Annotated in this window: 21 protein-coding genes and 2 pseudogenes; 16 read left to right on the forward strand and 7 right to left on the reverse strand. The window is 44.0% G+C overall.

What is annotated here, in order from left to right; genetic code table 11:
• Nucleotide 1: 1 nt before the first annotated feature.
• The 5 genes from qseG to ACGF63_RS06415 all read left to right on the forward strand — a co-directional run bounded on the left by qseG (nucleotide 2) and on the right by ACGF63_RS06415 (nucleotide 5,091).
• Nucleotides 2-844, forward strand: coding sequence for a two-component system QseEF-associated lipoprotein QseG (gene qseG / locus ACGF63_RS06395; protein ID WP_387629592.1), 843 nt, complete (start codon nucleotides 2-4; stop codon nucleotides 842-844).
• Nucleotides 841-2,178 (forward strand): two-component system response regulator GlrR, encoded by a 1,338-nt coding sequence (gene glrR, locus ACGF63_RS06400; protein ID WP_387629594.1) that lies wholly within the window; start codon nucleotides 841-843, stop codon nucleotides 2,176-2,178. The genes qseG and glrR overlap by 4 nt, the downstream gene beginning before the upstream one ends.
• Nucleotides 2,179-2,255: 77 nt before the next feature.
• On the forward strand, nucleotides 2,256-3,878 hold the full coding sequence (locus ACGF63_RS06405; protein ID WP_387629597.1) for an NAD+ synthase: 1,623 nt from the start codon (nucleotides 2,256-2,258) through the stop codon (nucleotides 3,876-3,878).
• A gap of 15 nt (nucleotides 3,879-3,893) precedes the next feature.
• Nucleotides 3,894-4,232, forward strand: coding sequence for a nitrogen regulatory protein P-II (glnB, locus tag ACGF63_RS06410; RefSeq protein ID WP_036843101.1), 339 nt, complete (start codon nucleotides 3,894-3,896; stop codon nucleotides 4,230-4,232).
• 541 nt (nucleotides 4,233-4,773) lie between these two features.
• Entirely contained in the window at nucleotides 4,774-5,091 is a 318-nt protein-coding gene (locus ACGF63_RS06415; RefSeq protein WP_152962373.1) for a hypothetical protein, read from the forward strand.
• A 304-nt stretch (nucleotides 5,092-5,395) separates the two neighbouring features.
• Here the strand turns inward: ACGF63_RS06415 and ACGF63_RS06420 are convergent, their stop codons facing one another.
• Together ACGF63_RS06420 and ACGF63_RS06425 are read right to left on the reverse strand one after the other, a co-directional pair.
• Nucleotides 5,396-5,767 carry a type II toxin-antitoxin system HigA family antitoxin gene (locus ACGF63_RS06420; RefSeq protein ID WP_152962372.1) on the reverse strand — a complete coding sequence of 124 codons (372 nt, stop codon included), beginning with the start codon at nucleotides 5,765-5,767 and terminating at the stop codon, nucleotides 5,396-5,398.
• A 3-nt stretch (nucleotides 5,768-5,770) separates the two neighbouring features.
• Nucleotides 5,771-5,983 (reverse strand): annotated as a pseudogene (locus ACGF63_RS06425) (type II toxin-antitoxin system HigB family toxin); the annotation flags it as partial.
• Between the two features lie 539 nt (nucleotides 5,984-6,522).
• Between ACGF63_RS06425 and ACGF63_RS06430 the strand changes: the two are divergent.
• The 3 genes from ACGF63_RS06430 (at nucleotide 6,523) to ACGF63_RS06440 (ending at nucleotide 9,044) form a co-directional block, all read left to right on the forward strand.
• Nucleotides 6,523-7,395: a phage tail protein gene (locus ACGF63_RS06430; RefSeq protein WP_152962370.1), complete on the forward strand. Its 873-nt coding sequence runs from the start codon at nucleotides 6,523-6,525 to the stop codon at nucleotides 7,393-7,395.
• A gap of 5 nt (nucleotides 7,396-7,400) precedes the next feature.
• On the forward strand, nucleotides 7,401-7,736 hold the full coding sequence (locus ACGF63_RS06435) for a hypothetical protein (RefSeq protein ID WP_387629602.1): 336 nt from the start codon (nucleotides 7,401-7,403) through the stop codon (nucleotides 7,734-7,736).
• Nucleotides 7,737-8,126: 390 nt separating this feature from the next.
• Entirely contained in the window at nucleotides 8,127-9,044 is a 918-nt protein-coding gene (locus tag ACGF63_RS06440; protein WP_387629605.1) for an AraC family transcriptional regulator, read from the forward strand.
• A 37-nt stretch (nucleotides 9,045-9,081) separates the two neighbouring features.
• Here ACGF63_RS06440 and ACGF63_RS06445 read toward each other — a convergent pair whose 3' ends face one another.
• The 4 genes and pseudogenes from ACGF63_RS06445 to hmpA form a co-directional block, all read right to left on the reverse strand.
• Nucleotides 9,082-10,665 (reverse strand): aldehyde dehydrogenase family protein, encoded by a 1,584-nt coding sequence (locus ACGF63_RS06445; protein ID WP_387629608.1) that lies wholly within the window; start codon nucleotides 10,663-10,665, stop codon nucleotides 9,082-9,084.
• A 119-nt stretch (nucleotides 10,666-10,784) separates the two neighbouring features.
• Nucleotides 10,785-11,429 carry a LysE family translocator gene (locus ACGF63_RS06450; protein ID WP_387629611.1) on the reverse strand — a complete coding sequence of 215 codons (645 nt, stop codon included), beginning with the start codon at nucleotides 11,427-11,429 and terminating at the stop codon, nucleotides 10,785-10,787.
• 65 nt (nucleotides 11,430-11,494) lie between these two features.
• Complete coding sequence (locus tag ACGF63_RS06455; RefSeq protein WP_387629614.1) at nucleotides 11,495-12,313, reverse strand: AraC family transcriptional regulator; 819 nt, start codon at nucleotides 12,311-12,313, stop codon at nucleotides 11,495-11,497.
• A gap of 395 nt (nucleotides 12,314-12,708) precedes the next feature.
• Nucleotides 12,709-13,902 (reverse strand): annotated as a pseudogene (hmpA, locus tag ACGF63_RS06460) (NO-inducible flavohemoprotein); the annotation flags it as partial.
• Nucleotides 13,903-14,265: 363 nt separating this feature from the next.
• On the opposite strand from hmpA, the gene glyA reads away from it, so the two are divergent.
• The 5 genes from glyA to treC all read left to right on the forward strand — a co-directional run bounded on the left by glyA (nucleotide 14,266) and on the right by treC (nucleotide 21,196).
• Nucleotides 14,266-15,519: a serine hydroxymethyltransferase gene (gene glyA, locus ACGF63_RS06465; protein WP_132353142.1), complete on the forward strand. Its 1,254-nt coding sequence runs from the start codon at nucleotides 14,266-14,268 to the stop codon at nucleotides 15,517-15,519.
• Nucleotides 15,520-15,711: 192 nt separating this feature from the next.
• Nucleotides 15,712-16,857, forward strand: coding sequence for a 3-phenylpropionate MFS transporter (locus tag ACGF63_RS06470; RefSeq protein ID WP_387629617.1), 1,146 nt, complete (start codon nucleotides 15,712-15,714; stop codon nucleotides 16,855-16,857).
• A 76-nt stretch (nucleotides 16,858-16,933) separates the two neighbouring features.
• Nucleotides 16,934-17,881, forward strand: a complete 948-nt coding sequence (gene treR, locus ACGF63_RS06475; RefSeq protein WP_036843125.1) for a trehalose operon repressor TreR — start codon at nucleotides 16,934-16,936, stop codon at nucleotides 17,879-17,881.
• Between the two features lie 145 nt (nucleotides 17,882-18,026).
• Nucleotides 18,027-19,448: a PTS trehalose transporter subunit IIBC gene (gene treB, locus ACGF63_RS06480; RefSeq protein ID WP_036843127.1), complete on the forward strand. Its 1,422-nt coding sequence runs from the start codon at nucleotides 18,027-18,029 to the stop codon at nucleotides 19,446-19,448.
• 86 nt (nucleotides 19,449-19,534) lie between these two features.
• Nucleotides 19,535-21,196: an alpha,alpha-phosphotrehalase gene (treC, locus tag ACGF63_RS06485; protein WP_036843129.1), complete on the forward strand. Its 1,662-nt coding sequence runs from the start codon at nucleotides 19,535-19,537 to the stop codon at nucleotides 21,194-21,196.
• A gap of 138 nt (nucleotides 21,197-21,334) precedes the next feature.
• On the opposite strand, the gene suhB is transcribed toward treC, so the two are convergent.
• On the reverse strand, nucleotides 21,335-22,138 hold the full coding sequence (suhB, locus tag ACGF63_RS06490) for an inositol-1-monophosphatase (protein WP_036843130.1): 804 nt from the start codon (nucleotides 22,136-22,138) through the stop codon (nucleotides 21,335-21,337).
• Between the two features lie 125 nt (nucleotides 22,139-22,263).
• On the opposite strand from suhB, the gene trmJ reads away from it, so the two are divergent.
• From trmJ to ACGF63_RS06505, 3 genes are all read left to right on the forward strand, one after another.
• Entirely contained in the window at nucleotides 22,264-22,989 is a 726-nt protein-coding gene (gene trmJ / locus ACGF63_RS06495; RefSeq protein ID WP_036843131.1) for a tRNA (cytosine(32)/uridine(32)-2'-O)-methyltransferase TrmJ, read from the forward strand.
• Nucleotides 22,990-23,074: 85 nt separating this feature from the next.
• On the forward strand, nucleotides 23,075-23,569 hold the full coding sequence (gene iscR / locus ACGF63_RS06500) for a Fe-S cluster assembly transcriptional regulator IscR (RefSeq protein WP_021323908.1): 495 nt from the start codon (nucleotides 23,075-23,077) through the stop codon (nucleotides 23,567-23,569).
• A gap of 46 nt (nucleotides 23,570-23,615) precedes the next feature.
• On the forward strand, nucleotides 23,616-24,830 hold the full coding sequence (locus tag ACGF63_RS06505) for an IscS subfamily cysteine desulfurase (protein ID WP_152962364.1): 1,215 nt from the start codon (nucleotides 23,616-23,618) through the stop codon (nucleotides 24,828-24,830).
• Nucleotides 24,831-24,852: the final 22 nt, after the last annotated feature.

The raw sequence follows: 24,852 nt of genomic DNA on the forward strand, positions 1-24,852 counted from the left end.
AATGCATAACAGGTCTACTTACCGTTTTGTACAAAAGACGGATCGGCAGAATATTGCAGTGCAGCCTGGGAAAAACGCTTTTGTCACCAGACTCTTGTTACCACGAGTTTCAGTTTGGGGTTTCAGAATGATTCCGCTGATCTTTGCCCCTTTTTTATTGACGGGTTGCGCCAAGGCTCCGGTTAATCATGATTTAACTACCGTTGCCCAGATGGTAATACCAGAACAGCGAGTGACAGATTATCGTGTCGTTGATTGTGATTTGATGTGGGATATAGAGACGCCGCAGTCGGTTGAGAACGCGCTTTATTGGCTGAGACTGATAGATTGTTCAGATCTCCTGACGTCAGCCAAAGCCCGTAATATAGCGAAACACATCATTCCGGTGACTTGGGATCAGGCTTTTAGGCAAAGTATTTTACTTAACAGCGCTGGGCCAACGTTGGCTGAGCGTCGGAAAATGGTTGAAAATCTTAATAAATACCGACTGAAATTCCCAGAACCATTGCGACCATTATTAAAATTGTGGCGCGAACAGCAGATTCAGCAAATTGCAGTTGCGGAGGAGCGGGCAAAATTCCAAAAATTACAGGCGGATACAGATAATAAAATTGATCGTCTGCGCGAAAGCCGTGCACAGATGGAATTTGAACGACAGGAAATGTCCCGTAAACTGGAAAACCTGACAGATATTGAGCGTCAGCTCTCTTCCCGTAAGCAAAATCAGAGTAGTTCTGGCTCAGGCAGCTCAAATGAACATACTGAGACGCCGGCAACGATATCACCCAGTGAAAACAGCAAGCCAGGTAGCCCATCTGAATCGGATAAAGGAGCAGCACAATGACAGCGCGTAAGCCAGCCCATCTTCTTCTGGTTGATGACGATCCAGGTTTGTTGAAATTACTGGGAATGCGTCTTACCAGCGAAGGTTTTCGTGTCACAACCGCAGAAAGTGGCTGTGAAGCACTGAAACTGTTAGCGAAAGAAAAGATCGATTTGGTGATCAGCGATTTGCGTATGGATGAAATGGATGGGATGGCGTTGTTTGCTGAAATCCAGAAGCAGCAACCCGGTATGCCGGTCATTATTCTGACTGCTCATGGCTCCATTCCGGACGCAGTAGCGGCAACTCAGCAAGGCGTCTTTAGTTTTCTGACTAAACCTGTTGACCGGGATGCGCTTTATAAAGCGATTGATGGCGCATTGGCGTTATCCACTCCCGCTGGTGATGAACAATGGCGGGAGCAGATAGTCACCCGCAGTCCCGTTATGTTGCGCTTGTTGGAACAAGCACGAATGGTCGCTCAATCCGATGTGAGTGTGCTGATAAACGGCCAGAGTGGTACCGGGAAGGAAGTGTTAGCCCAGGCAATTCACCGCGCCAGTCCACGGGCGAAAAAACCATTTATTGCGATTAACTGTGGCGCTTTGCCGGAACAACTGCTTGAGTCAGAACTGTTTGGGCATGCCAAAGGGGCATTTACCGGTGCGGTTAGCAGTCGTGAAGGGTTGTTTCTTGCTGCACAGGGGGGGACGCTGTTTCTTGATGAAATTGGTGATATGCCGCTGGCTTTGCAGGTTAAATTATTGCGGGTATTGCAGGAGCGTAAAATACGCCCGTTAGGAAATAACCGTGATCTGGATATTGATGTACGGATTATCTCAGCGACTCACCGTGATTTACCGAAAGCAATGGCAAAAAATGAATTCCGTGAAGATCTCTATTACCGCCTGAATGTTGTTAACTTGAAAATTCCTGCTTTGAATGGCAGGGTTGAAGATATTCCTTTATTGGCGAACCATCTGTTGCGTGAATCAGCGAAGCGCCATAAACCTTTTGTCCGTAGTTTCTCTGCCGATGCAATGAAATGTTTGATGGCGGCAAGTTGGCCGGGAAATGTGCGCCAGCTTGTGAACGTAATCGAACAATGCGTCGCGTTGACTACCGCACCGGTTATTAGTGAAGCGCTGGTTACACAGGCGCTGGAAGGGGAAAACACGGCGTTACCCACTTTTGCTGAGGCCAGAAATCAGTTTGAGCTGAATTACCTGCGTAAGTTACTGCAAATGACCAAAGGTAATGTGACTCATGCTGCGCGTATGGCGGGGCGTAACCGGACTGAATTCTACAAATTACTGGCGCGTCATGAATTAGATGCGAATGATTTTAAAGAATAACTTTTCTGCTACTCATGAAGTTTTTACACTGAAAACTGATATATAGATAGATTGATGGCCCGGGAGAGCCAAATTGTATGAGCCGTACTCTTAATATTACCCTCGCACAGCTTAATTGGGTGATTGGTGACATTGAAGGCAACTGCGAACGTATGTTGCAAACAGTGCAGGAACAGCAGCAACAAGACGCTGATTTGGTGATGTTTTCTGAACTGGCGCTATCCGGTTATTCTCCAGAAGATCTATTATTCCGCGCTGATTTTCATCAGCGTTGCTGCGAGCAGCTGACACGTTTACAGGCTGCCAGTTGCCAAACCGCTATTCTGGTTGGTCATCCCTGGGAGCAGGATGGGGAAATTTACAATGCACTGTCCTTATTCTGGCAAGGGGAAATCCTGGCCCGTTATTTTAAACAGCGGTTGCCGAATTATGGTGTTTTTGATGAAAAACGCTATTTCAAAGCGGGCGATCAACGCTGCGTTGTGCCATTCAAGGGATATCACCTTGGGCTGCTAATTTGTGAAGATTTATGGTTTAACGAACCGGTTGATACTTTGAAACAGGCCGGTGCGGATTTAATTCTTTCTATCAATGCTTCTCCATATAATCGTGAAAAGCCTTATATCCGTTATGAATTAATTAAAGAACATTGCCAGCGTACAGATTTACCGATGATTTACCTTAATCAGATTGGTGGTCAGGATGAACTGATTTTCGATGGCTGTTCTAAAGTCTTTAATGCCAGTGGTGAAATAACTCACCGGTTGGCCGCATTTAATGAACAAATCCAGCAGTGCCGTTTTAATGAATTAAATATCGAACCTATGGTTAATCCGGCACCTCAATTACCGCCATTGCAGCAGATATATCAGGCGTTAGTGCTTTCAGTGCATGATTATGTACGTAAGAATGGTTTTAAAGGTGTTCTGTTAGGTTTATCTGGTGGTATTGATTCTGGCCTGACGCTGGCAATTGCGGTTGATGCATTGGGTAAAGAGCATGTTCAGGCGGTGATGATGCCGTTCCGCTATACATCTGAAATGAGTATAGAAGATGCTAAAGAGCAGGCCGATATGCTGGGTGTCGAGTTTAATGTGGTATCGATCGAACCGGTGTTTGATGCGTTTATGACGCAATTTGAACCTCTGTTTGCCGGTACTGCCAAAGATACCACAGAAGAGAACTTACAGGCGCGTTGCCGTGCCGTTATTCTGATGGCGATGTCCAATAAACGCCATCGTCTGGTGCTGACGACCAGTAATAAGAGTGAATCGGCAGTGGGGTATTCCACATTATACGGTGATATGGCGGGTGGTTTTAATGCATTGAAAGATGTACCGAAAACATTGGTATTTGAATTGGCAAAATACCGTAATACCGTTTCTCCGGCGATACCTCAAAGAGTGATTGATCGTCCGCCATCGGCAGAATTGGCGCCGGGGCAGCTTGATCAGGACAGTTTACCGCCATATGACATTCTGGATGATATTCTGGAGGGGTATGTGGAACAGGATAAATCAGTTGAGGAACTGGTAGCAGCGGGTTTTGATGAACAAGTTGTACGTAAAGTGATTCGTCTGGTTGATATCAACGAATATAAACGTCGGCAGGCTCCAGTTGGTCCGCGTATTACCCTACGCAATTTTGGTAAAGACAGACGCTACCCGATCACCTCTGGTTTCGGCCGTAAAAACTGGTAACAACAGGAAAACTTCATGAAAAAGATTGATGCGATTATCAAACCCTTCAAGCTGGATGATGTCCGTGAAGCGCTGGCTGAAGTGGGTATCACCGGTATGACAGTGACAGAAGTGAAAGGTTTTGGACGTCAGAAAGGGCATACAGAACTGTATCGTGGTGCAGAGTATATGGTGGATTTTCTGCCAAAAGTAAAAATCGAAATTATTGTGGCTGATGATATTGTTGATACCTGTGTTGAAACCATTATGCAGACCGCGCAAACCGGAAAAATCGGTGATGGTAAAATCTTTGTATTCGATGTTGCCCGTGTTGTGCGTATTCGTACCGGTGAACAGGACGAAGAGGCGATTTAGCTAATTTAACTCTGGGGGTGGTAACAGGCAAATTAAAGGCCACCCTCTATAAAATCAAAGTATTGGCTGATATAAAGGATATTTAAAATAGAGTAAAAAGTCTGATGATATAATATAAAAATTAAATAAATATATTAATCAGCGATAATGAGTGATATGAATAATTAAATGATTATTTAGAAATACAATCATATAAATCAATTACTTTCTGGTTGGTTATATACAGTTTCGATAAAGAAATTTATCTTTTAAAATTAAACTTCTAGACGATATTCATCATTATTTTATTTCCCAAAGTATACCAATGTATAGCTCATAATTAACTTGACTAATTTTAATAATGAGATTTAATGTATTCCAGGGAATATTCTACCTACTAATCATTTAATACTGATATGACCATGAGGTTATCTTATTATTTTTACATCACTGATAAAGTTCAATATTTAACTGTTCGGAGTAAATGCTAATTTAAATTTTACCGATAAAGTCATTTGCTATATAGACAGTCAAATAACCGTAATAATAAGGAAACAATAAAATGGCACGAGTGTATATAAACCCTAATCAGACTCTTGATATTTATAAGAATGGCAGTATATTAGTTCCTGCTCATCAATCTCATATAACTATAAAAAACGTTAGCTTAGCGTTAGTTAAAGTGAGTGGCTACTGGGCATCCTTAGTTGGAGATTATACTCTGTATAATTCTATAAAGATCTACCCCGGAAGAAGTGAAATATTTGTACCGCCTCCTAACCTTATTTACTACTATAAAGTTACAGCTACCAATCTCGCCAGTTATTTAAACGCAGAAATTGAAGTGGAGGTTGGGTCGAATAATAATCCTCTCTTTTAACCTGAGCCCACCCTGGAAAAATGTCCAAGGCTGGTCAATATCAATGATGCGCCTCTGATCAGCACTACAATGGCATTAATCAGAGCATTCTGTCGATATTTGTGGAATAGCGCTAAGGCATATGGGAAAAAGTTCTGACATACATTACGAATAGGCATAGAGGTGATTTCATTGAATTGGTTGCGTAATCGGTGGATTACAAACACGCTATGCCTGTTTCACGTTCTGGTGATTCCTCAGCGTTTTGGTGGGTTTTTTTATGGTAGAGAATTCAGTTAAGCCCCTATACGGGGCTTGTTGAAGATTAGATATGTTTTGCCGGTTTTATAAGGATCTCAGCCGGAATACCAAACATACTGTGCAACTTTCGTATCATCGGCAATGTTAGGCTGCGCTTTCCGTTAAGAATTTCGTAAACCCGATTTGTTTTGCCAATTGCAGGTTCTAAATCTTTGACCGTCAATCCAGATTGTTCCATTCTGAATTTGATAGCTTCAATTGGATCTGGCGGGTCGATAGGGTAGTGTTCTGCTTCATAGGCTTCAATCAGCAGAACCATAACTTCCATATGATCAAATTCAGGTGTGCCGATTTCAGGTTGATTATCAAACAGTGAGGCAATAGCTTTTAATGCTTCTTGATAGTCTTGTTTTGTTCTAATGGGCTTAATGTTCATTGTTCACTCCAGCTCTACGGTGTTGGTATCTATAGCGTCGTATTGTTTATGTGTACCGATAAATTTCACGTAGACCCCGCCTGCGGGGTAAAAGATGGAAACGACCAGACGGTAATCGTTTCCTTTAATGTTAAATACCACGCGATTATTTTTCAGGATGCTCGCATTGCGGTATTGAGACTTAATATCTGCGGGGGTTTTCAATGATGCAACGGATATTATTTTCATGGCAGTCATCTTAGTCCCGTAATGGGACTGGGCAAGTATTATATCGCTTAACTGCGGTTGTTTTATGGGTGAAATATGTCAACTGTAACATCGCCAGCACTCTCATTTACCGGTACGTTTTTAGAACTGGCAACTTAAGTATGTCGATAATAACAATGAGCGTGTCTTTTACAAAGATGGGGAGTTCTGTGATATTCCTGAGCATTGCCGCTTAGATATTCTTGTCCAAATGCCAGAATATTCAGTTTGGGATTTAAAACAGAAAAAGTGACAGGATGAAATAGAAATAATAGGAGAAAATAATTTCTGTATGTTAAATATAAATTGTGGATATATTTTAGACGCAAAAATGTTGAACTACTTATTTCTGCTAATGATACAAAAACGGTTAACCTTATAATTAATAAGAACACAGTATTATTTTTTCTCTGGACTAGACTTTGATTGGCATGAATTGCAGGAGACTATTTCTACAATAATTCAATATATTGATTATAAAATAACATTATTTAATTTAAGGAAAGTATATGAGTCACAAGAATGATTTTAAGGCTTTTTCTATTAGTAATAATGCAAATGTCATTAGCCAAGAAAAATATGAACAAAACCAGGGTTTGCAGACAGGATTTTCTCCGGAGAATGTTCCCACACACTTGTTAAATAAGGTGTTACGTCAATCGTCAACCATATCATCTGTCGTCGCTGATTTTATCGCGACAGGATCTGGCAATGATGTTCTGGATGATGGAAATGTAGCCAAACTTACCGATCAATTAAATAAAGCGATAGAACAAAAAATTACAACAGATATTCCCAGTGCTTCATTAACACAAAAGGGGGTTGTTCAGCTTACAAATGTGATTGGTAATAGCGATACATTGGCGGCTACACAAAAGCTTGTTCAGGAGGTAATAAATTCATTACGTGAAGAAATTAATATACCTGTGGGTTCTCCTATTCCCTGGCCGTTACCCCATCCACCTTTCGGTTATTTCATTTGTAATGGCTCACCTTTTAATAAATTACAGTATCCGAAGTTAGCGGAGGCTTATCCTGGCGGTAGATTACCTGATTTAAGAGGAGAATTTATCCGCGGATGGGATGATAATCGAGGTGTTGATGGTGGTCGTGGGCTTTTGTCTTGGCAGGGAGATGCAATCAGAAATATTACAGGGTCAACTCAAGTTATACATGCTCAGATGGGCGGTGCTCCCCAGACGCCTGTTTTGAGTGGGGTCATGGCATCGTCGCGATATGCTACGGCAGATACACGTTCAGCAAATGGCGGCAGTAGTACTGATCTTACATTTTTTGACATTGATGCATCAAGACAAGTCCCAACTGCTCACGAAAATAGACCCCGTAACGTGGCATTTAACTACATCGTAAGGGCAGCATAATTCTAGTGGCTGTACCGTTTGTAGTAAGAATAAAGCCGGTTAGTCCGGCTTTATTGAGGCTGACGGAAAACCGGGACAAAACCTCCCTAGCGCACAGCACCATAGGTATCTACACCATTCTCGTCAGAAATGGTATTAATATTCAGTATGCCTTTAACTTTTCTATCGCCGGACTTGATGCCCGGCTCAACCGTCGATATCAATCTTTGGTTAAACAACCTATGACTCCTGCCACTTCTCTGGCGCCGGCAATTAAAGATATCGCCAGTGCCCAGAAGACCCCTTTTGCCACCACTAAGTCACCAGTGACTCGAGTAGGGGCTTCTTATGACCCCTATTAGCAACGGCTAATAGTTTTCGTCAATCCCTGCGCTATGCAAGGGAACTCTTTACATAATTGCTATGCCCATTTGGTATGATAAACCACTGACAGCTCTATGGGCTGTTGGCTATCCATCTCCCCTCTAATCCAAAAGTTCGCTTCACTTTCAATGAGAACTTAGGGGGGAGAATTCCGCAGTTTTGTTAAATTTAAGAATTGACAGTTGTCATTTTCAGAAGACGACTGCACTAAGCGCGATTATACTCAATACTCATGTGCACGAAGGCGAGGTTTGGGCATGACGTCAAACATACCACAGATTGCCGAGCAAGGAGTGATCACCTTGCCTGATCATGCAGGCAAAAAATAGTTACTATTATATACAGAAAATTTATCAAACAAACAGGCAATGATGGACCCATTATCCGATATTGTTTCCAGGCTAAAGATAAGCAGTCAAAAAGTCGTCGTTTTTGACATGAGTGAAAATACCAAAGCCCTCTTCCCAGAATATTCAGGGATGAAGATTTACATTGCAAAAAGTGGCTCGTTCTTCATAAAAATGGAAGGCGACGAAACAGCTTACCCTGTTGAGCAAGGCGATGTGCTAATTTTGTCAAGCGGGAGGGAATTTAGCCTTTTCGACAACCCAAACGCTAGCCCGATTGATATAAGAAAAATCCACATTATGAAGGACAGATCCTCTTATTTCACCAATGGGAGGTGCGATTTCTCGTTTGTTGGCTGCCGATTTGTTTTTCAAATCAATGACACATTCAGATTTATTAAAAACCTTCCCGAGCCGATTATTATAAAAACGCAAAGAGAAGAGAATGAAGGAATAAAAAACTTCTTAACCAGGCTTTCATCGGAGATAGAAAGACCAGGGCCGGGCAGTGAATTGATCACCGAGCATCTTCTGCAAATCATTTTGACGCAGGCTTTGAGAGTCTTATTGTCTTCCGGGGCGCTTGTCAGAGGCGAAGGATGGTTTTATGCCATGGCTGATAAAAATATCGGCCTTGCGCTCACCTATATACACAATCAACCAGGAAAAAAATGGCGCTTGGACGAACTCGCCAAGGTTGCAGGCATGTCTCGCACTGCATTTACAACGAAGTTCAGAAAATTAGCCGGCTATAGCGTCATAGAGTATATCCGCGTATGGCGTTTTAGTCTGGCTATCGAAAGAATGGTGGTAAATAAAGAAAAAATATCGCAAATCGCGTTTGATCTGGGGTACGAATCGGAGAGCGCATTCAGCACCGCCTTCAAGAAAAGCATGGGTGAATCGCCAAGGCGTTATATAGGGAAGCATAATACTTGACGTCAGCAATAGGTGCACGTCCCTGTGCATTTTATTATCAGTTTTCCGCGAACCAGACAGAGGGGAGATCCGTCTGCAACGTTATCGTTTTGATTTGTGTATAGGCATTAAGTGTTTCTTTGCAAAACTCTCGACCTATACCGCTATTTTTGTAGCCACCGAAGGCGGTACCGTCGGTAATGTTTGAATAGCGATTAACCCACACGGACCCCGCTTCCAGTCTGTCGGCTGTCTCCATGGCGTTTTTCAAACTGCCGGTGTAGATCCCTGATGCCAGTCCATATTCGCTATCGTTTGCCTGCGCGATCATTTCGTCATAGTCCGACCATTTTATCAGCGCAAGAACCGGCCCAAAGATTTCCTCCTGACAAATACGCATCGTATTTTGCGCCGAGAAAATAGTGGGTTCGATAAAATATCCATGCTCACAGCCGGCGATAGTACGGCGTTTCCCTCCGGTTAGGAGCGTTGCGCCCTCATCAAGACCTGTTTGTATGTAAGAGAGCACGCGCTGGCCTTGTTTTTCAGACACCAGACAGCTGATTCTGGATTGCTCTTCTAAAGGCGAACCAACTCGCACTCGTTCAAACGACGCAACGAGCTTGGCGCAGAAGTTGTCATAGATATCAGCATGAACAAACAGCCGGGTGCCCGCCAAACAAGACTGGCCGTTATTATGGATTGCGGCAAATGTAACATTATCTACCACCGCATCTATATCGCTGATATCGGGAAACACAATATTGGGGCTTTTCCCGCCCAGCTCCAGCGTAACGGGCACCAATCTTTCCGCCGCCGCTTTGGCGACCAGCTTGCCAACCTCGGTGCTGCCGGTAAAAGACAGCTTGCGAACTTTCTTATTACCGGTTAGCGCTGCACCAGCCACACTACCCAGTCCGGTAATGATATTGACTACGCCGGCCGGGAAGATTTTGGCGATCATTTTTCCCAGTTCCAACGTGGAAAGAGAAGCGTTTTCATCGGCTTTGAGTACCACTGTGTTGCCTGTCACCAGCGCCGGCGCCAGTTTGAACGCTGCCATAATCGCGGGTGCGTTCCACGGGATAATCTGTCCGCATACTCCAAGCGGTTCACGCTTCGTCAAACTGTAACCATCCGCGATGCTTCTGCCGGTGTCTTCATGTCCCATGATTACCGCCGCAAAGTAACGATAGTGCCGAATTGCCGTTTGGTAGTCACGGCGCACTTCGCTGATGCAGCGGCCAACATCATGCGCGTCGATCTGGGCCATTCTCTCCAAATCGCCTTCCAACGCATTTGCCAGCTGAAGCACCAGCTGCGCGCGAGCCTGTTGTCCTAATGCTCTCCAGGCCGGGAAGGCGGCTTCTGCCGCCAATACGGCTCGCTCGACGTCCCGCTCGTTGCAATAGTGCAAGTCGGCTAAGCTTTCCCCTGTTGATGGCGAAATAATCGGATGAATGTCGGTGCTATCCAGCTCAAATATGCCGTTAATAAGTGGCCCGTAGGCTTTATCCAGTTTCATATCAGTCCCAATCAATGCAAAATCAGTGCAAACCGCCGCCAAGCGTTTGGCGATAGCCGTATCAATTCCCTTTGAACTGCCCGTGACCAGGGCAACTTTGTTTTCAAAGCGTTTCATCAGTCAATCTCCTCGGTATAAGTAAAACTCAGGGGAAGATTACGGGAATTATGCTCATTGCTGCATAATTGAATGAACATAATACCTTATCAATCGGACATTGCTACTGTGTTGCTCCTCTAAACCCGTTGGCATATATGTGAGAATAGAATGGTTATCGCCAGCGTTAAAATAATACCGCCAAACGTTCTGTTGATATAAATGCTCAATGCTGGGTACAATTTAATATTCTCCGCTATTTTTCCCGCAAGGAGAACCAGCGGAATTTCAATCAGCAACATGATGATTATCAGCTCGATGCCGAGCATCAGCATCTGCTGGCTAGGCTTACCTGCGTCGACATGAATAAACTGCGGGATAAACGCCAGCATGAAGATTATAGCTTTGGGGTTCAATAGGTTAGTCAACAAACCTTGTGAATAAAGCTTTTTAATGGTTTTCTGCGCGCTATTGCTTTCGAGACTGAGTGTGTTCTTGTTGATAAAGATGCTAACCCCTACCCATATGATATAAAGCGCGCCGCCGACAACAAAAAGTTCATACAACACAGGAGTAGAGGAAATCAACGCAGTCAAACCGGCAATAGCGAACACAATATGGAATATTACCCCAGTTACTGCGCCGCAAACGGTGATTAAACCGGCTTTGGTTCCCTGGCTAACAGCATTAGATAGAGCGCAAAGCATATCCGCTCCAGGGATAAGCGTTAAGGCGGCTGCCGAAATGGCGAATAGGCCAAGCGTGGAAAAATCGATAATCATCATCTTCTCGCATTGTTAAATAGGCATATTGTCGATGCCGTTGAGTCAGCGAGATAGAACGATATTGCTCAGATGCGCAAATCGCGGTAGTTGCGCGGGGTGATCCCATAGGTCGATTTAAATGCCCTTCCCAAATGCGATTGATCGGCAAACCCGCAGGCCGCCGCTATCTCCGCGATTTCCCAGTCTGTTGAGAGCATTCTTTTGGCCTGCTGTAGCCTGAGTTGCCGCTGATAGCGACTCGGTGACAATCCGAATTTTTCGGAGAACTGGCGGCAGAGGTGGTACTTCGACATGCCGACGGCATGAGCCAATTTATCCAGGCGCACTTCCTGCGTGTTATGATCGTGAAGATACTCTTTAGCGTGTATCAAACACGGCGAGATGCGGCCGTTAACGCCTAAATCCTGAGTAGCGAAAGGGGAGAATACATTGATCAACTCCGCCACGCAGTGGCTCCAGACAACTTCCCGTTCAAAGCTGTCGGCATGTGCGTTGGTCAATATAGCTGCGGCCTCGCACAGTTTGCCTGCAAATGCCGTTTGTTCAATGCATTTACCCTCCGCAACCGGCAAATTTATTTCCATACTTTCTGCCGCGCTAAGCACACTCTCGTTCTTGGGGTAAAACATAAAATAATTGCATCCGTTCTCGCCCACAACGGAACCAGCATGTACCTGACCTGGTGCGATAATGCTTATTTGTCCACGCCTGACGATGCCGTCGGCTCCGCCCTTGGCACTATTGTTATTTGCACCGCGTAATACGACGCCAATCGACCATGTGTCATGCCAATGCACATCAAATTGATGGTCTGAGAAGTCCGCAACCAGCAGCTCTAATCCTCCCAAATCATCAAAGCGATGCATTAGCGCTGAATTGCTCATTGCGTATTTCATCCGGTTCGCTATGACTTATATGCTCTCAAGATAGCACACTATCTATGGAGTGAAAGCGGTCTGGGTTCTAAGCCGGACAATGGCATTCGGTTAAGCTCTCATAACTGAGCTCTATAAGAATTCCACCGGGTTCTGGGACGCATTGATTTACGTGGCTAATGTCTTCCTGGACTGATCCGCTGTGTGAATCTGAAGAGGGGGTTGTGAAGCGCATAATAGAATGATTTTAAATGGTAGATTCACATAATAAGTACAACATCGTTAATCTGGATAAGGCATTTCAGCACTTTTTTAATCCGATTTACCCATGATTTTTGAAATCAATGGAGCTGACGTCCAATGGGACGGGCTCCATGATAAACAAACTCCGTTAAACTGAAAATTTAAATCACTTTATGCGGACCGAAGCATTCATAGTGAATATATTGCTTATCAATTCCCATATCTAATAGTTGTTTTGCCACATATTGCATAAAGGGAACCGGACCGCAGAAATAGAAATGCATTCCTTCCGTTTTCAGTGCGTTATTCAGAACCGTCAGATCCATAAAACCTTTGTGTTGATAATGGACACCTTGCTGGTCTTCATCTCTTGGTTCGCGGTACCAGATTGTGCTGTTAAGATTCGGCATTGCCTGCGCAATAGCAGTCACTTCATTGGTAAACGCATGATGACCACCGTGTTCCGCCGCATGTAACCAATTAATCTGGCTGTTGTGATGTTGCTGGTGGAGTTGATGCAGCATACTCATCATAGGTGTCAGGCCGACACCGGCAGAAATCAGAGTAACCGGTGTTTCTGGCTGAATATCAAGAAAGAAATCCCCGCGTGGAGCGGCCAGCCAGACAGTATCGCCTTCTTGCATCTTATCATGCATATGGTTGGAAACCGTTCCTTGTGGCTCACGTTTGATAGCAATCCGGTAGCTGGAGCCGTTTGGGGCTGCTGTCAGTGAATACTGGCGAATTTCGCGGTTATCAAAGCTGCCGTCTTCCAGATATATGCTCAGATACTGACCGGGTTTATAATCCATCACCTGCCCGCTATCCTGTGGCACAAACTCAAAGCTGCAAATCACATCACTTTTTACCTGTTTCCGGTTGATACGGAATGGACGCAAACCACGCCAACCGCCATCGACTGATTCGTCATGATGATAAATCTGCTCTTCACGGTTGATAAAAACATCAGCCAGCACACCGTACGCTTTTCCCCAAGCATCCAGCACTTCATTTCCTGGCTGGAACATTTCATCTAACGTTGCCAGCAAGTGAGTTCCGACAATCTGATAATGTTCTGGTTGAATATTCAGGCTGGCGTGTTTATGCGCGATTTTTTCAACTGCCGGCAGCAGTACTGCCAAATTATCAATATTGGCTGCATAGGCGCAGATAGCATTGAACAGGGCTTCACGCTGATCGCCATTGAGTTGATTACTCATATTAAAAATATCTTTCAGCTCAGGATTATGTTTGAACATCCGCTCATAGAAATGGGCGGTTAGTTTCGGGCCAGTAGCAGAAAGCAGTGGAATAGTTGATTTGACAGTTGCAATGATTTGACTATCCAGCATGGTGAAGCTCCTGAATTTCTTTCAAGTGATTATGAAAGTTATAACATGTAATTTAAATACAACTTATAATTTTTTGAGGATCTTGTAAATATAAAATGTGGTCTTTATGGTGAAAAAATATTCTTGGTAGATATTTACACTAAGGCAGGAGCCGACTGAGGCTACAAATTCTGACAATGAGGGAAAATACAGGAAGTTTTCGTTATGTCTGTAAAGAATCGATGCCTTGCTGTAATTGATGTGCAATCGTTTGCGTAAAATATTTTGTCAAGACTATCTCATTCAGTGAAAAGGGTTTACACTGTGTGCCATTCTGCCCTTTGGGGTGTTTGTTTGAAGAGAAGTTAGCTGAGTCTGGAGAACCCAATGTTAAAGCGTGAAATGAATATTGCTAATTATGATCCCGAACTATGGCAGGCGATGGAACAAGAAGTTGTTCGTCAGGAAGAACATATCGAGTTGATTGCCTCTGAAAACTATACCAGCCCAAGAGTCATGCAGGCACAAGGCTCCCAGCTCACTAACAAATATGCTGAAGGTTATCCGGGTAAACGCTACTACGGCGGTTGTGAATATGTCGATGTTGTTGAGCAACTGGCGATTGATCGTGCTAAAGCGTTATTCGGTGCTGATTATGCCAACGTTCAGCCACACTCGGGTTCTCAGGCGAATGCGGCGGTTTATATGGCTTTGCTGCAACCGGGTGATACCGTGCTGGGGATGAATCTGGCACATGGCGGTCATTTGACTCATGGCTCTCCGGTAAACTTCTCTGGTAAGTTATATAACATCGTACCTTACGGTATTGATGAAAGCGGTAAAATTGATTACGACGATATCGCGGCACAAGCTCAAAAACACCAGCCAAAAATGATTATCGGCGGTTTTTCTGCTTACTCCGGCGTTGTTGATTGGGCAAAAATGCGTGAAATTGCAGACAGCATTGGTGCTTATTTGTTCGTTGATATGGCACATGTTGCCGGCCTGATTGCCGCAGGCGTTTATCCTAACCCAGTGCCTCATGCTCACATTGTGACGACTACCACGCATAAAACACTGGCGGGCCCACGTGGTGGTTTGATCCTGGCGAAAGGTGGTGATGAAGAGCTGTATAAGAAACTGAACTCTTCCGTATTCCCTGGTTGCCAGGGTGGACCTCTGATGCATGTTATTGCCGGTAAAGCCGTTGCACTGAAAGAAGCAATGGAGCCGGAATTCAAAGCATATCAACATCAGGTTGCTGATAATGCTAAAGCCATGGTTGAAGTCTTCCTGGAACGTGGCTACAAAGTGGTTTCCGGTGGTACTGAGAACCACCTGTTCCTGCTGGATCTGGTTGACAAAAACATCACCGGTAAAGATGCCGATGCTGCACTGGGCCGTGCCAACATCACGGTAAATAAAAACAGCGTGCCAAATGATCCGAAGAGCCCATTTGTGACTTCCGGTGTGCGTGTTGGTACACCGGCGATTACCCGCCGTGGTTTCAAACAAGCTGAAGCTTGTGAATTGGCTGGCTGGATGTGCGATGTATTAGACAACATCAATGATGAAGCGATCATTGAAGCGATTAAACAAAAAGTTCTGGCTATTTGCGCAAAATATCCGGTTTACGCATAAATTATAATTTTAATAAGTCATTACAAAAACCTGCTCCGGCTGACATTGTTTGCTTAAGCGAGATATTAAAGGAATGACGGATGGATTTTCCGCAGGAATGTCCATCTCAGAATAGTCCTTGATATCTTAATTTCTTAAGCTAATCAGGTTAGTTTTGAGCGGGTTTTTTGCACTTTTAACCAGGGAGGATTAATGGTTATTCAGTCGACACGTTGGCTGGCGTTAGATTATTTCACGTATTTCTTTTCTTACGGGATATTTTTGCCTTTCTGGGCGGTCTGGCTCCAGGGTGAAGGAATAAAACCCGATATGATGGGGATTTTATTGGGTGCGGGCTTGATTTCCCGTTTCCTGGGGAGTTTATTAATCACGCCTACCGTTAAAAATCCCGCAAAACTTATTTTCGCGCTGCGTGTATTAGCATTGCTGACCTTGATTTCTGTTATCGGGTTTACATTGGGAAATCATTGGGCATGGCTGCTATTCATTATGATTGGTTTCAACCTGTTTTTTTCGCCGATGATGCCATTAAGTGATGCATTGGCGGGAACATGGCAGAAACAATTTCCCTTTGATTACGGCAAAATACGCGTCTGGGGTTCAATTGCCTTTATTATCAGCTCGGCGCTGACCGGGGAATTGATCTCTGTCTGGGGACATCAGGTCATTCTAGTCACTATACTGTTCAGTGTTTTGTCAACGCTGTTGGCGACATTGCTTAAACCCGCCATCATGCCTGTTGGTGAAGTCAAGTCAGCTAAAGTTGATGTTGTGTCATTTAAACAGTTATTGTCTGAAAAATCGGTATGCCGGTTCCTGCTATGCGTGGCTTTATTGCAGGGTGCTCACGCGGGATATTACAGCTTCAGTGCGATTTACTGGGAAAAGGCAGGCTATTCTGCTGCGGTAGTCGGTTATCTCTGGTCGTTGGGAGTGGTGGCTGAGGTTATTATTTTTACGCTGAGCAATAAATTATTCCGGCGCTGGAATGCCCGTAATCTTCTGTTGCTTTCCGCTATATGTGGGGTTGTCCGTTGGGGATTAATGGGCTCATTCACGACATTACCGGTGTTGATTATCATTCAAATCTTGCATTGTGGGACGTTCACTGTCTGCCATTTGGCAGCAATGCGTTTTATCAGCGCGAGAAAGGAAGGGGAAATTGTTCGTTTGCAGGCGGCTTATTCTGCATTGGCGATGGGGGGCGGTATCGCTGTTATGACGGTAGTTGCAGGATTTATGTATAATTATCTGCACAGCGGCATTTTCTGGATAATGGTCTTAGTTGCTTTTCCTGCTATTTTCCTGCGACCACAGGTTAAAGCTCATCATTATTAACAATATGAATTCAGTTTCTTATGATATTTTTGTAAGAAACTGGATGCTTCTAATAATAATATTTTCATGAGATATCATGTCGAATAAATTAACAATAAAAGATATTGCACGTCTGGCTAATGTCAGTAAATCAACCGTCTCGCGGGTATTAAATAACGAAAATAGCGTCAGTCCACAAGTACGTGAAAGAGTTGAAGCGATTATTGATCAAAATAACTTTATTCCCTCTAAATCAGCGAGAGCGATGCGAGTGAAAAGTGACAAAATTATTGCTTTAATTGTGTCACGGTTGGGATCTTTTTCGGAAAATTTATCAATAAGTACGATGTTGCCGCTGTTTTATCAGCATGGTTATGACCCCATTATCATGGAAAGTGATTTTGATCCCCAGCTTTTACAGGAACATCTGCGTCAGTTGGCATTACGTCATGCAGATGGTGTTATTTTGTTTGGTTTCACCGGATTGCCAGAAGAATCCCTTTTGCCCTGGCGTGACAAAATAGTGGTATTTGCGCGCGAATATACTGATTTTGCTTCTGTATGCTATGACGATGTTGGTGCTGTTCGTCTATTGATGAATGAACTCTATCAGCGAGGTCACAGAGAGATCAGTTTTCTTGGTGTACGCGATTGTGATACCACGACAGGTTTTCGTCGCCATCAATCCTATCTGAGTTGTTGTGAACAGAAGGCGTTACACCCGCTTTCCGTTCAATGTGATTTAAACTATCAGAGTGGGTTTCAGCATGTCGACAAGGTATTAAGAAAGGAGACGACGGCCTTAATCTGTGCAACTGATAGCCTGGCATTAGGTGCATATAAGTATTTACAACAAAATAATCGGGAAGATATACAAATAGGCAGTATTGGTAATACGCCTTTGCTGAACTTTTTGTACCCTGACACGCTTTCTGTGGATTTAGGTTATGGTGAAGCGGGTAAATATGCAGCTGGTCAATTAATAGCTCAAATAAATCAGCGATACCCCAAACAGCAAGTAATCATTTCGAGTAAGTTGGCTTAAAAATAAGAATATTGTTGTTTCAATGTGATCGTTAACGCATTTTTGGGAACGTTCCCATGACAAGCATAACTAAATGATATTAGGATGAAATTATCTTACTAAGCATGGCATAGTAACTGATACTAACTTATGATGACTGGCTATTATGAAAAATAAAATAAATTATAAAGACATAGAAAAACTAATTACATTAATCGGTGGTTGTAAAAATATAGCCAGTGTAACGCATTGTATTACCCGGTTGAGATTTTCTTTGGTTGAACCGACGGAAGCCCGGCCGGATGAAATAAAAAATCTGCCGATGGTTAAAGGCTGTTTTACCAATGCAGGGCAGTTCCAGGTAGTGATAGGCACGAATGTGGGTGATTATTATCAGGTTTTAAATAGCTATCTTGATAAAACTGAATTAAATAAAGAAGATATAAAACAGGCTGAGAAAAAAAATATGAAATGGCAAGAACGTGTCATTTCTCAATTTGCAGAAATCTTTTTTCCTCTCCTGCCGGCATTAATTAGTGGCGGTCTTATTCTGGGCTTTCGTAATATTATTGGTGATATTCCTTTTAGTGACGGTAAAACTTTAGCTCAAATCTATCCTGTCTGGAAAACAATATATGATTTTTTATGGCTGTTAGGAGAGGCAATATTCTTCTATCTGCCGGTGGGTATTTGCTGGTCTGCGGTCAGAACAATGGGTGGAACCCCGATATTAGGTATTATATTGGGAATAACCTTGGTATCTCCGCAACTTATGAATGCTTATCAATTAGGGCAACAGATCCCTGATATATGGAATTTTGGCCTGTTCACGATTGGAAAAGTGGGTTATCAGGCGCAGGTTATTCCGTCACTTTTGGCGGGTATTACGTTGGGGTGGATTGAAATTCAATTAAAGAAGGTGGTTCCTAGTTATCTTTATTTGGTGGTTGTTCCGGTAGTTTCGTTAATATTGGCAACCTTTTTAGCACATAGTCTTATTGGGCCGTTTGGCCGGTTAATTGGAGATGGAGTCGCCTGGGTTGTTAAGGCGTTGATGACGGGAAGTTTTGCGCCTGTCGGTGCGGCTTTATTTGGATTCTTTTATGCGCCTTTGGTTATCACGGGTATACATCAAACTACATTAGCTATCGATATGCAGATGGTTCAAAGTATCGGTGGGACACCGATATGGCCGATTATTGCTCTATCCAATATTGCTCAGGGGTCAGCGGTTGTGGGCATTATTTTGGTCAGCAAAAAGCATAATGAGCGTGAGTTATCTGTACCCGCCGCCATCTCCGCCTATTTAGGCGTCACTGAACCGGCAATGTATGGGATTAACATCAAATATCGATTCCCTATGCTCTGTGCCATGATTGGTTCAGGTTTGGCCGGGTTGATTTGTGGGTTAAGTGGTGTGTTGGCAAACGGTATTGGTGTTGGTGGCTTACCCGGTATCCTTTCGATCAAACCGCAATTTTGGGCAATCTACGTATTAGCCATGCTCGTAGCTGTCATTGTTCCGTTGATACTGACTACGGTTGTTTATCGAAAGAAGAGTATGAGCGGTATGTTAGCTGTTGAATAATTCTGTTAAATCTTCATCTGAGTAACAGATATAAAAGTAACCATTTAGGTTATTCAATTCAGAAATATATTGATAAGGCGTTTTCGATGGACAAAATCATTCCGTGGTGGTTACAAGGTGTCATCTATCAGATATATCCTAAGAGTTTCCAGGATACTACCGGTAGCGGAACAGGTGATCTCAACGGTATTACTTACCGGCTTGATTATCTGAAAAAACTGGGTGTGGACGCTATCTGGGTGACGCCTTTTTACTGCTCACCGCAGGTAGATAACGGTTATGATGTTGCTGATTATTGTGCGATTGATCCGGCTTACGGCTCAATGGATGATTTTAAGCGTTTGGTTGATGAAGCACATCAACGTGATATCCGTGTGATTGTGGATATCGTTTTCAACCACACCTCTACTCAACACTCATGGTTCAGGCAGGCACAGGATATTAATAGCCCTTACCGGCAATATTACATCTGGCGGGATGGAGTGCCTGGAACACCCCCTAATAATTGGTTGTCAAAATTTGGTGGGGGTGCCTGGGAGTGGCATGAAGCGAGTCAACAATATTATTTACATTTGTTTGCTGTTGAGCAGGCAGATCTCAACTGGGAGCATGAACCCGTACGGGCCGAGCTGAAAAAGATTTGTGAATTCTGGGCTGATCTTGGTGTTGATGGTTTCCGTTTGGATGTTATCAACCTGGTTTCTAAGCAGCAGGATTTTCCAGAAGCAACGCAGGGTGATGGGCGTCAATTCTATACCGATGGTCCCCGTATTCATGAATTTCTGCAAGAAATAAACAGAGAAGTCTTCCAGCCGGCGGGAGTGATGACGGTAGGCGAAATGTCTTCTACTTCACTGGAAAATTGTCAGCGCTATTCTTCATTAGAGGGTGAAGAGCTGTCGATGGTTTTTGCTTTTCACCACTTGAAAGTCGATTATCCCAATGGCGAAAAATGGGTTACAGCACCGCCTGATTTTATTGAATTGAAAAAAATCTTTGCTAAGTGGCAACAAGGCATGCATCAACGGGCGTGGAATGCGCTGTTCTGGTGTAATCACGATCAACCACGTATTGTTTCACGTTTTGGTGGTGAAGGTGTCTGGCGGGTTCCATCCGCTAAAATGCTGGCAATGGTGCTGCACGGTATGCAGGGAACCCCTTATATCTATCAAGGGGAAGAATTGGGGATGACTAACCCTGATTTTTCCCAAATTGAAGATTACCGGGACATAGAAAGTTTAAATATTTACCGGGAGAAGATTGAGCAAGGCAATGATAAGGAAAAAATCTTATCGGTCTTAGCGAAAAAATCCCGCGACAATGGGCGAACGCCGATGCAATGGGATACGACTTCCAATGCCGGATTTACTCAGGGAGAACCTTGGATAGCACTGAATAGTGATTATCAGGAAGTGAACGCGCAAAATGCCATCAAGGATGAGGATTCCGTTTTCCATTGTTATGCGCGCTTAATAAAACTGCGTAAGGAATATCCGGTATTGACCTATGGCAGCTATGAAGATTTGTTGCCATCTCACTCTTCGCTTTGGTGTTATGTGCGCCGTTGGGAAAACCAAACGTTGCTGGTTATCGCCAATCTCAGTGCGGAAGTGCAGGAATGGTCGCTGGACGCTTCTTTATCCGATTGTTCATGGGTTAAGTTAATGGGGAACTATCCTGAACATCAATCGCCTGCAAAAAATAGACAGTTACAACCTTATGAAGCCGTTTATTGGTTAGCAAAATAATTCAGGTCTAAAATGGCAACAAAAAAGTTCATCAGTGACTTTTTTGTTGCCAGGTAGAATTGCCGGGCGGAGGATATATTGCATTATTACGGTTTGCCTATTATCACCCAGCAATTCCAGTTTAAGGGTTAATTTGAGTTAACGCTTCAATGACTCTGATAATTCATCACGCATTTCGGCCAGAATATCTTTAACAACGCGTGGGTTACCCGCAACAAGATTACCGGAATGAATGTAATTATGACCGCCAATGAAATCAGTGATGATACCGCCAGATTCACGGACTAACAGTTCTCCACCCATGAAATCCCATGGCTTCAGGCCAATTTCAAAGTAACCATCAACACGGCCAGCTGCAACATAAGCCAGATCCAGCGCGGCTGAACCTGTACGACGGAAATCAGCGCAACGAACAAATAATTTGCCTAATGTGTTGATAAAAACAGTGGAATGCTGTTTTGCTTTGAATGGGAAACCTGTCGCCAGAACAGTGCCATCCAGATCGCGGGCATTGGTGCCACGCAGACGGTAGCCATTCAACTGAGCACCCTGACCACGGGCTGTGGAGAAAAGTTCGTTACGCATGGGATCATAAACAACAGCAACTTCAGTACGGCCTTTGATGCGTACTGCAATAGAAACGGCGAAGTGGGGGAGGCGTTTGATAAAGTTAGTGGTGCCATCCAGTGGATCGATTACCCATTGAATATCATCATCTTCACCTGGCAATTCGCCACTCTCTTCAGTAATGATTGAGTGTTTAGGATAAGATTTGCGGATAACGTCGATAATGAGCGCTTCTGCGGCTTTGTCAACGTTGGTAACAAAGTCGTTACTGCCTTTTTGGCTAGCTTCAACCGCATCGGGAGTTTCATAATTTTTGGCAATCAGGTTGCCGGCTTTACGCGCCGCACGTATGGCGATGGTCAGCATTGGATGCATGGGATATCTTCCACCAGGATGTTAAAGAACGGATAATTAATCGGCGCGCAGTATAGCAGTAGTTCGGAAAAATGACTAACGCTGTGTTAAGATATTTGGCTCTTATAACTAATCCAGAAGTTGTCATGTTAGAAAATATCCGCATTATCCTGGTTGAAACTTCCCACACCGGGAATATGGGTTCAACCGCCCGGGCAATGAAAACAATGGGATTAACAAACCTTTATCTGGTTAATCCACTGGTTCAGCCAGATTCCCATGCGATTGCGCTTTCTGCTGGTGCCAGCGATGTTATTGGTAATGCGACTATTGTTGATAGTTTGGATAAAGCTCTGGCTGGCTGTGAACTGGTGATTGGCACCAGCGCCCGTTCAAGAACCCTCTCATGGCCGATGGTCGAACCCCGTGAATGTGGCGAGCGCAGTGTTCAGGAAGCTCAACATGCGCCGGTGGCAATTATTTTCGGGCGTGAGCGTGTAGGGCTGACGAATGAAGAATTGCAGAAGTGTCATTATCATCTGAATATCCCGACTAACCCAGAATATAGTTCGTTAAATCTGGCTATGGCTGTCCAGCTTGTCAGTTATGAAATTCGTATGGCATATCTGGCATGTCAGGATAAACCTGAGCAGAAAACAGATGAGACTGAATATCCATTAGTTGATGATATGGAACGTTTTTATCATCATCTTGAACGTGTATTATATGATTCTGGTTTCATCAGGAAAGCCCACCCTGGTCAAATAATGAATAAGTTAAGACGGCTTTTCACCCGTGCCCGACCTGAAACGCAGGAGCTGAATATTCTGCGTGGTATCCTGACCTCCATTGAGAAATGGGCGAAAAAATAGTTGAGTAAATTACTTGGTTAAATAGTTGACTAAAATACTCAGGAATGACACAATTTCGTCATATTTCACCACGGGGTAATCATTTATGAGATTGACATCTAAAGGGCGTTATGCAGTAACTGCCATGCTTGATGTGGCGTTACACTCACAAGAAGGTCCGGTACCACTGGCCGACATTTCTGAACGTCAGGGTATTTCCCTCTCTTATCTTGAGCAGTTATTCTCTCGCTTGCGCAAAAATGGTCTGGTTTCAAGTGTCCGTGGTCCGGGTGGCGGTTATTTACTGGGCAGAGATGCCGGGGAAATTGTTGTCTCCGAAGTTATTTTCGCTGTTGATGAATCGGTAGACGCGACGCGTTGCCAGGGCAGAGAAGGGTGTCAGGGCGGTGATCGCTGTCTGACTCATACTTTATGGCGCGATTTAAGTGATCGTATTACCGGTTTCCTGAGTAGCATCAGTTTAGAAGAATTAGTTAATAACCAGGAAGTATTAGACGTTGCTGACCGCCAGGATAACGATAAGCGCCGCGCACCTCACGGCAGAGCACAAGAAACAATTAATGTTAATCTGCGCGCATAAGCAGAACTTGTGATGAATTGAAGTATTAGAAGGGAGCATGTGAGCAATGAAATTACCAATTTATTTAGACTACTCAGCAACAACACCGGTTGATCCGCGTGTTGCTGAAAAGATGATGCATTATCTGACCATGGACGGGGTATTTGGTAACCCAGCGTCCCGTTCTCACCGTTTTGGCTGGCAGGCTGAAGAAGCGGTTGATATTGCCCGTAATCAGATTGCTGATTTAGTGGGTGCCGATCCACGTGAGATTGTTTTCACTTCCGGCGCAACGGAATCTGACAATCTTGCTATTAAAGGTGCTGCTAATTTTTATCAGAAAAAGGGCAAGCATATCATCACCAGCAAAACCGAACATAAAGCGGTTCTGGATACTTGCCGTCAGTTAGAGCGTGAAGGGTTTGAAGTCACTTATCTGGCACCTCAGAGCAATGGACTGATTGATTTAAACGATCTGGAAGCCGCAGTGCGTGATGACACTATGCTGATTTCTATCATGCATGTTAACAATGAAATTGGTGTGGTGCAGGATATCGCTGCAATCGGTGAAATGTGTCGTAGCCGCGGTATCATTTTCCATGTTGATGCGACTCAGAGCGTAGGTAAATTACCTATCGACCTAACCAAACTGAAAGTCGATCTGATGTCTTTCTCTGCGCATAAAATTTATGGGCCGATGGGGATTGGCGCGTTGTATGTTCGCCGCAAACCACGCATTCGTATTGAAGCTCAACAGCATGGTGGCGGTCATGAACGTGGTATGCGTTCCGGTACTTTGCCGGTTCACCAGATTGTCGGTATGGGTGAAGCTTACCGCATTGCCAAACAGGACATGGACAATGAATCTCAGCGTCTGCGTGGCCTGCGTTTACGCCTGTGGCAGGGTATCAAAGATATCGAAGAAGTCTTCCTTAATGGCGACTTGGAACATGGCGCACCACACATTCTGAATGTCAGCTTCAACTATGTTGAAGGCGAATCACTGATAATGTCATTAAAAGATCTGGCGGTTTCCTCTGGTTCTGCCTGTACTTCTGCCAGCCTGGAACCCTCCTACGTATTGCGTGCGCTAGGTATGAATGACGAACTGGCTCACAGTTCTATCCGTTTCTCTTTAGGGCGCTTTACCACGGAAGAAGAGATCGACTACGCCATTGAACTGATTCACAAATCTATTGGCCGCTTGCGTGAACTCTCTCCACTGTGGGAAATGTTCAAACAAGGTGTGGATCTCAACAGTATCGAATGGTCTCATCACTAATCAGACGGTTTCAGGAGTAATA

Source organism: Photorhabdus sp. RM322S (assembly GCF_042879395.1).
Classification (GTDB): domain Bacteria; phylum Pseudomonadota; class Gammaproteobacteria; order Enterobacterales; family Enterobacteriaceae; genus Photorhabdus; species Photorhabdus khanii.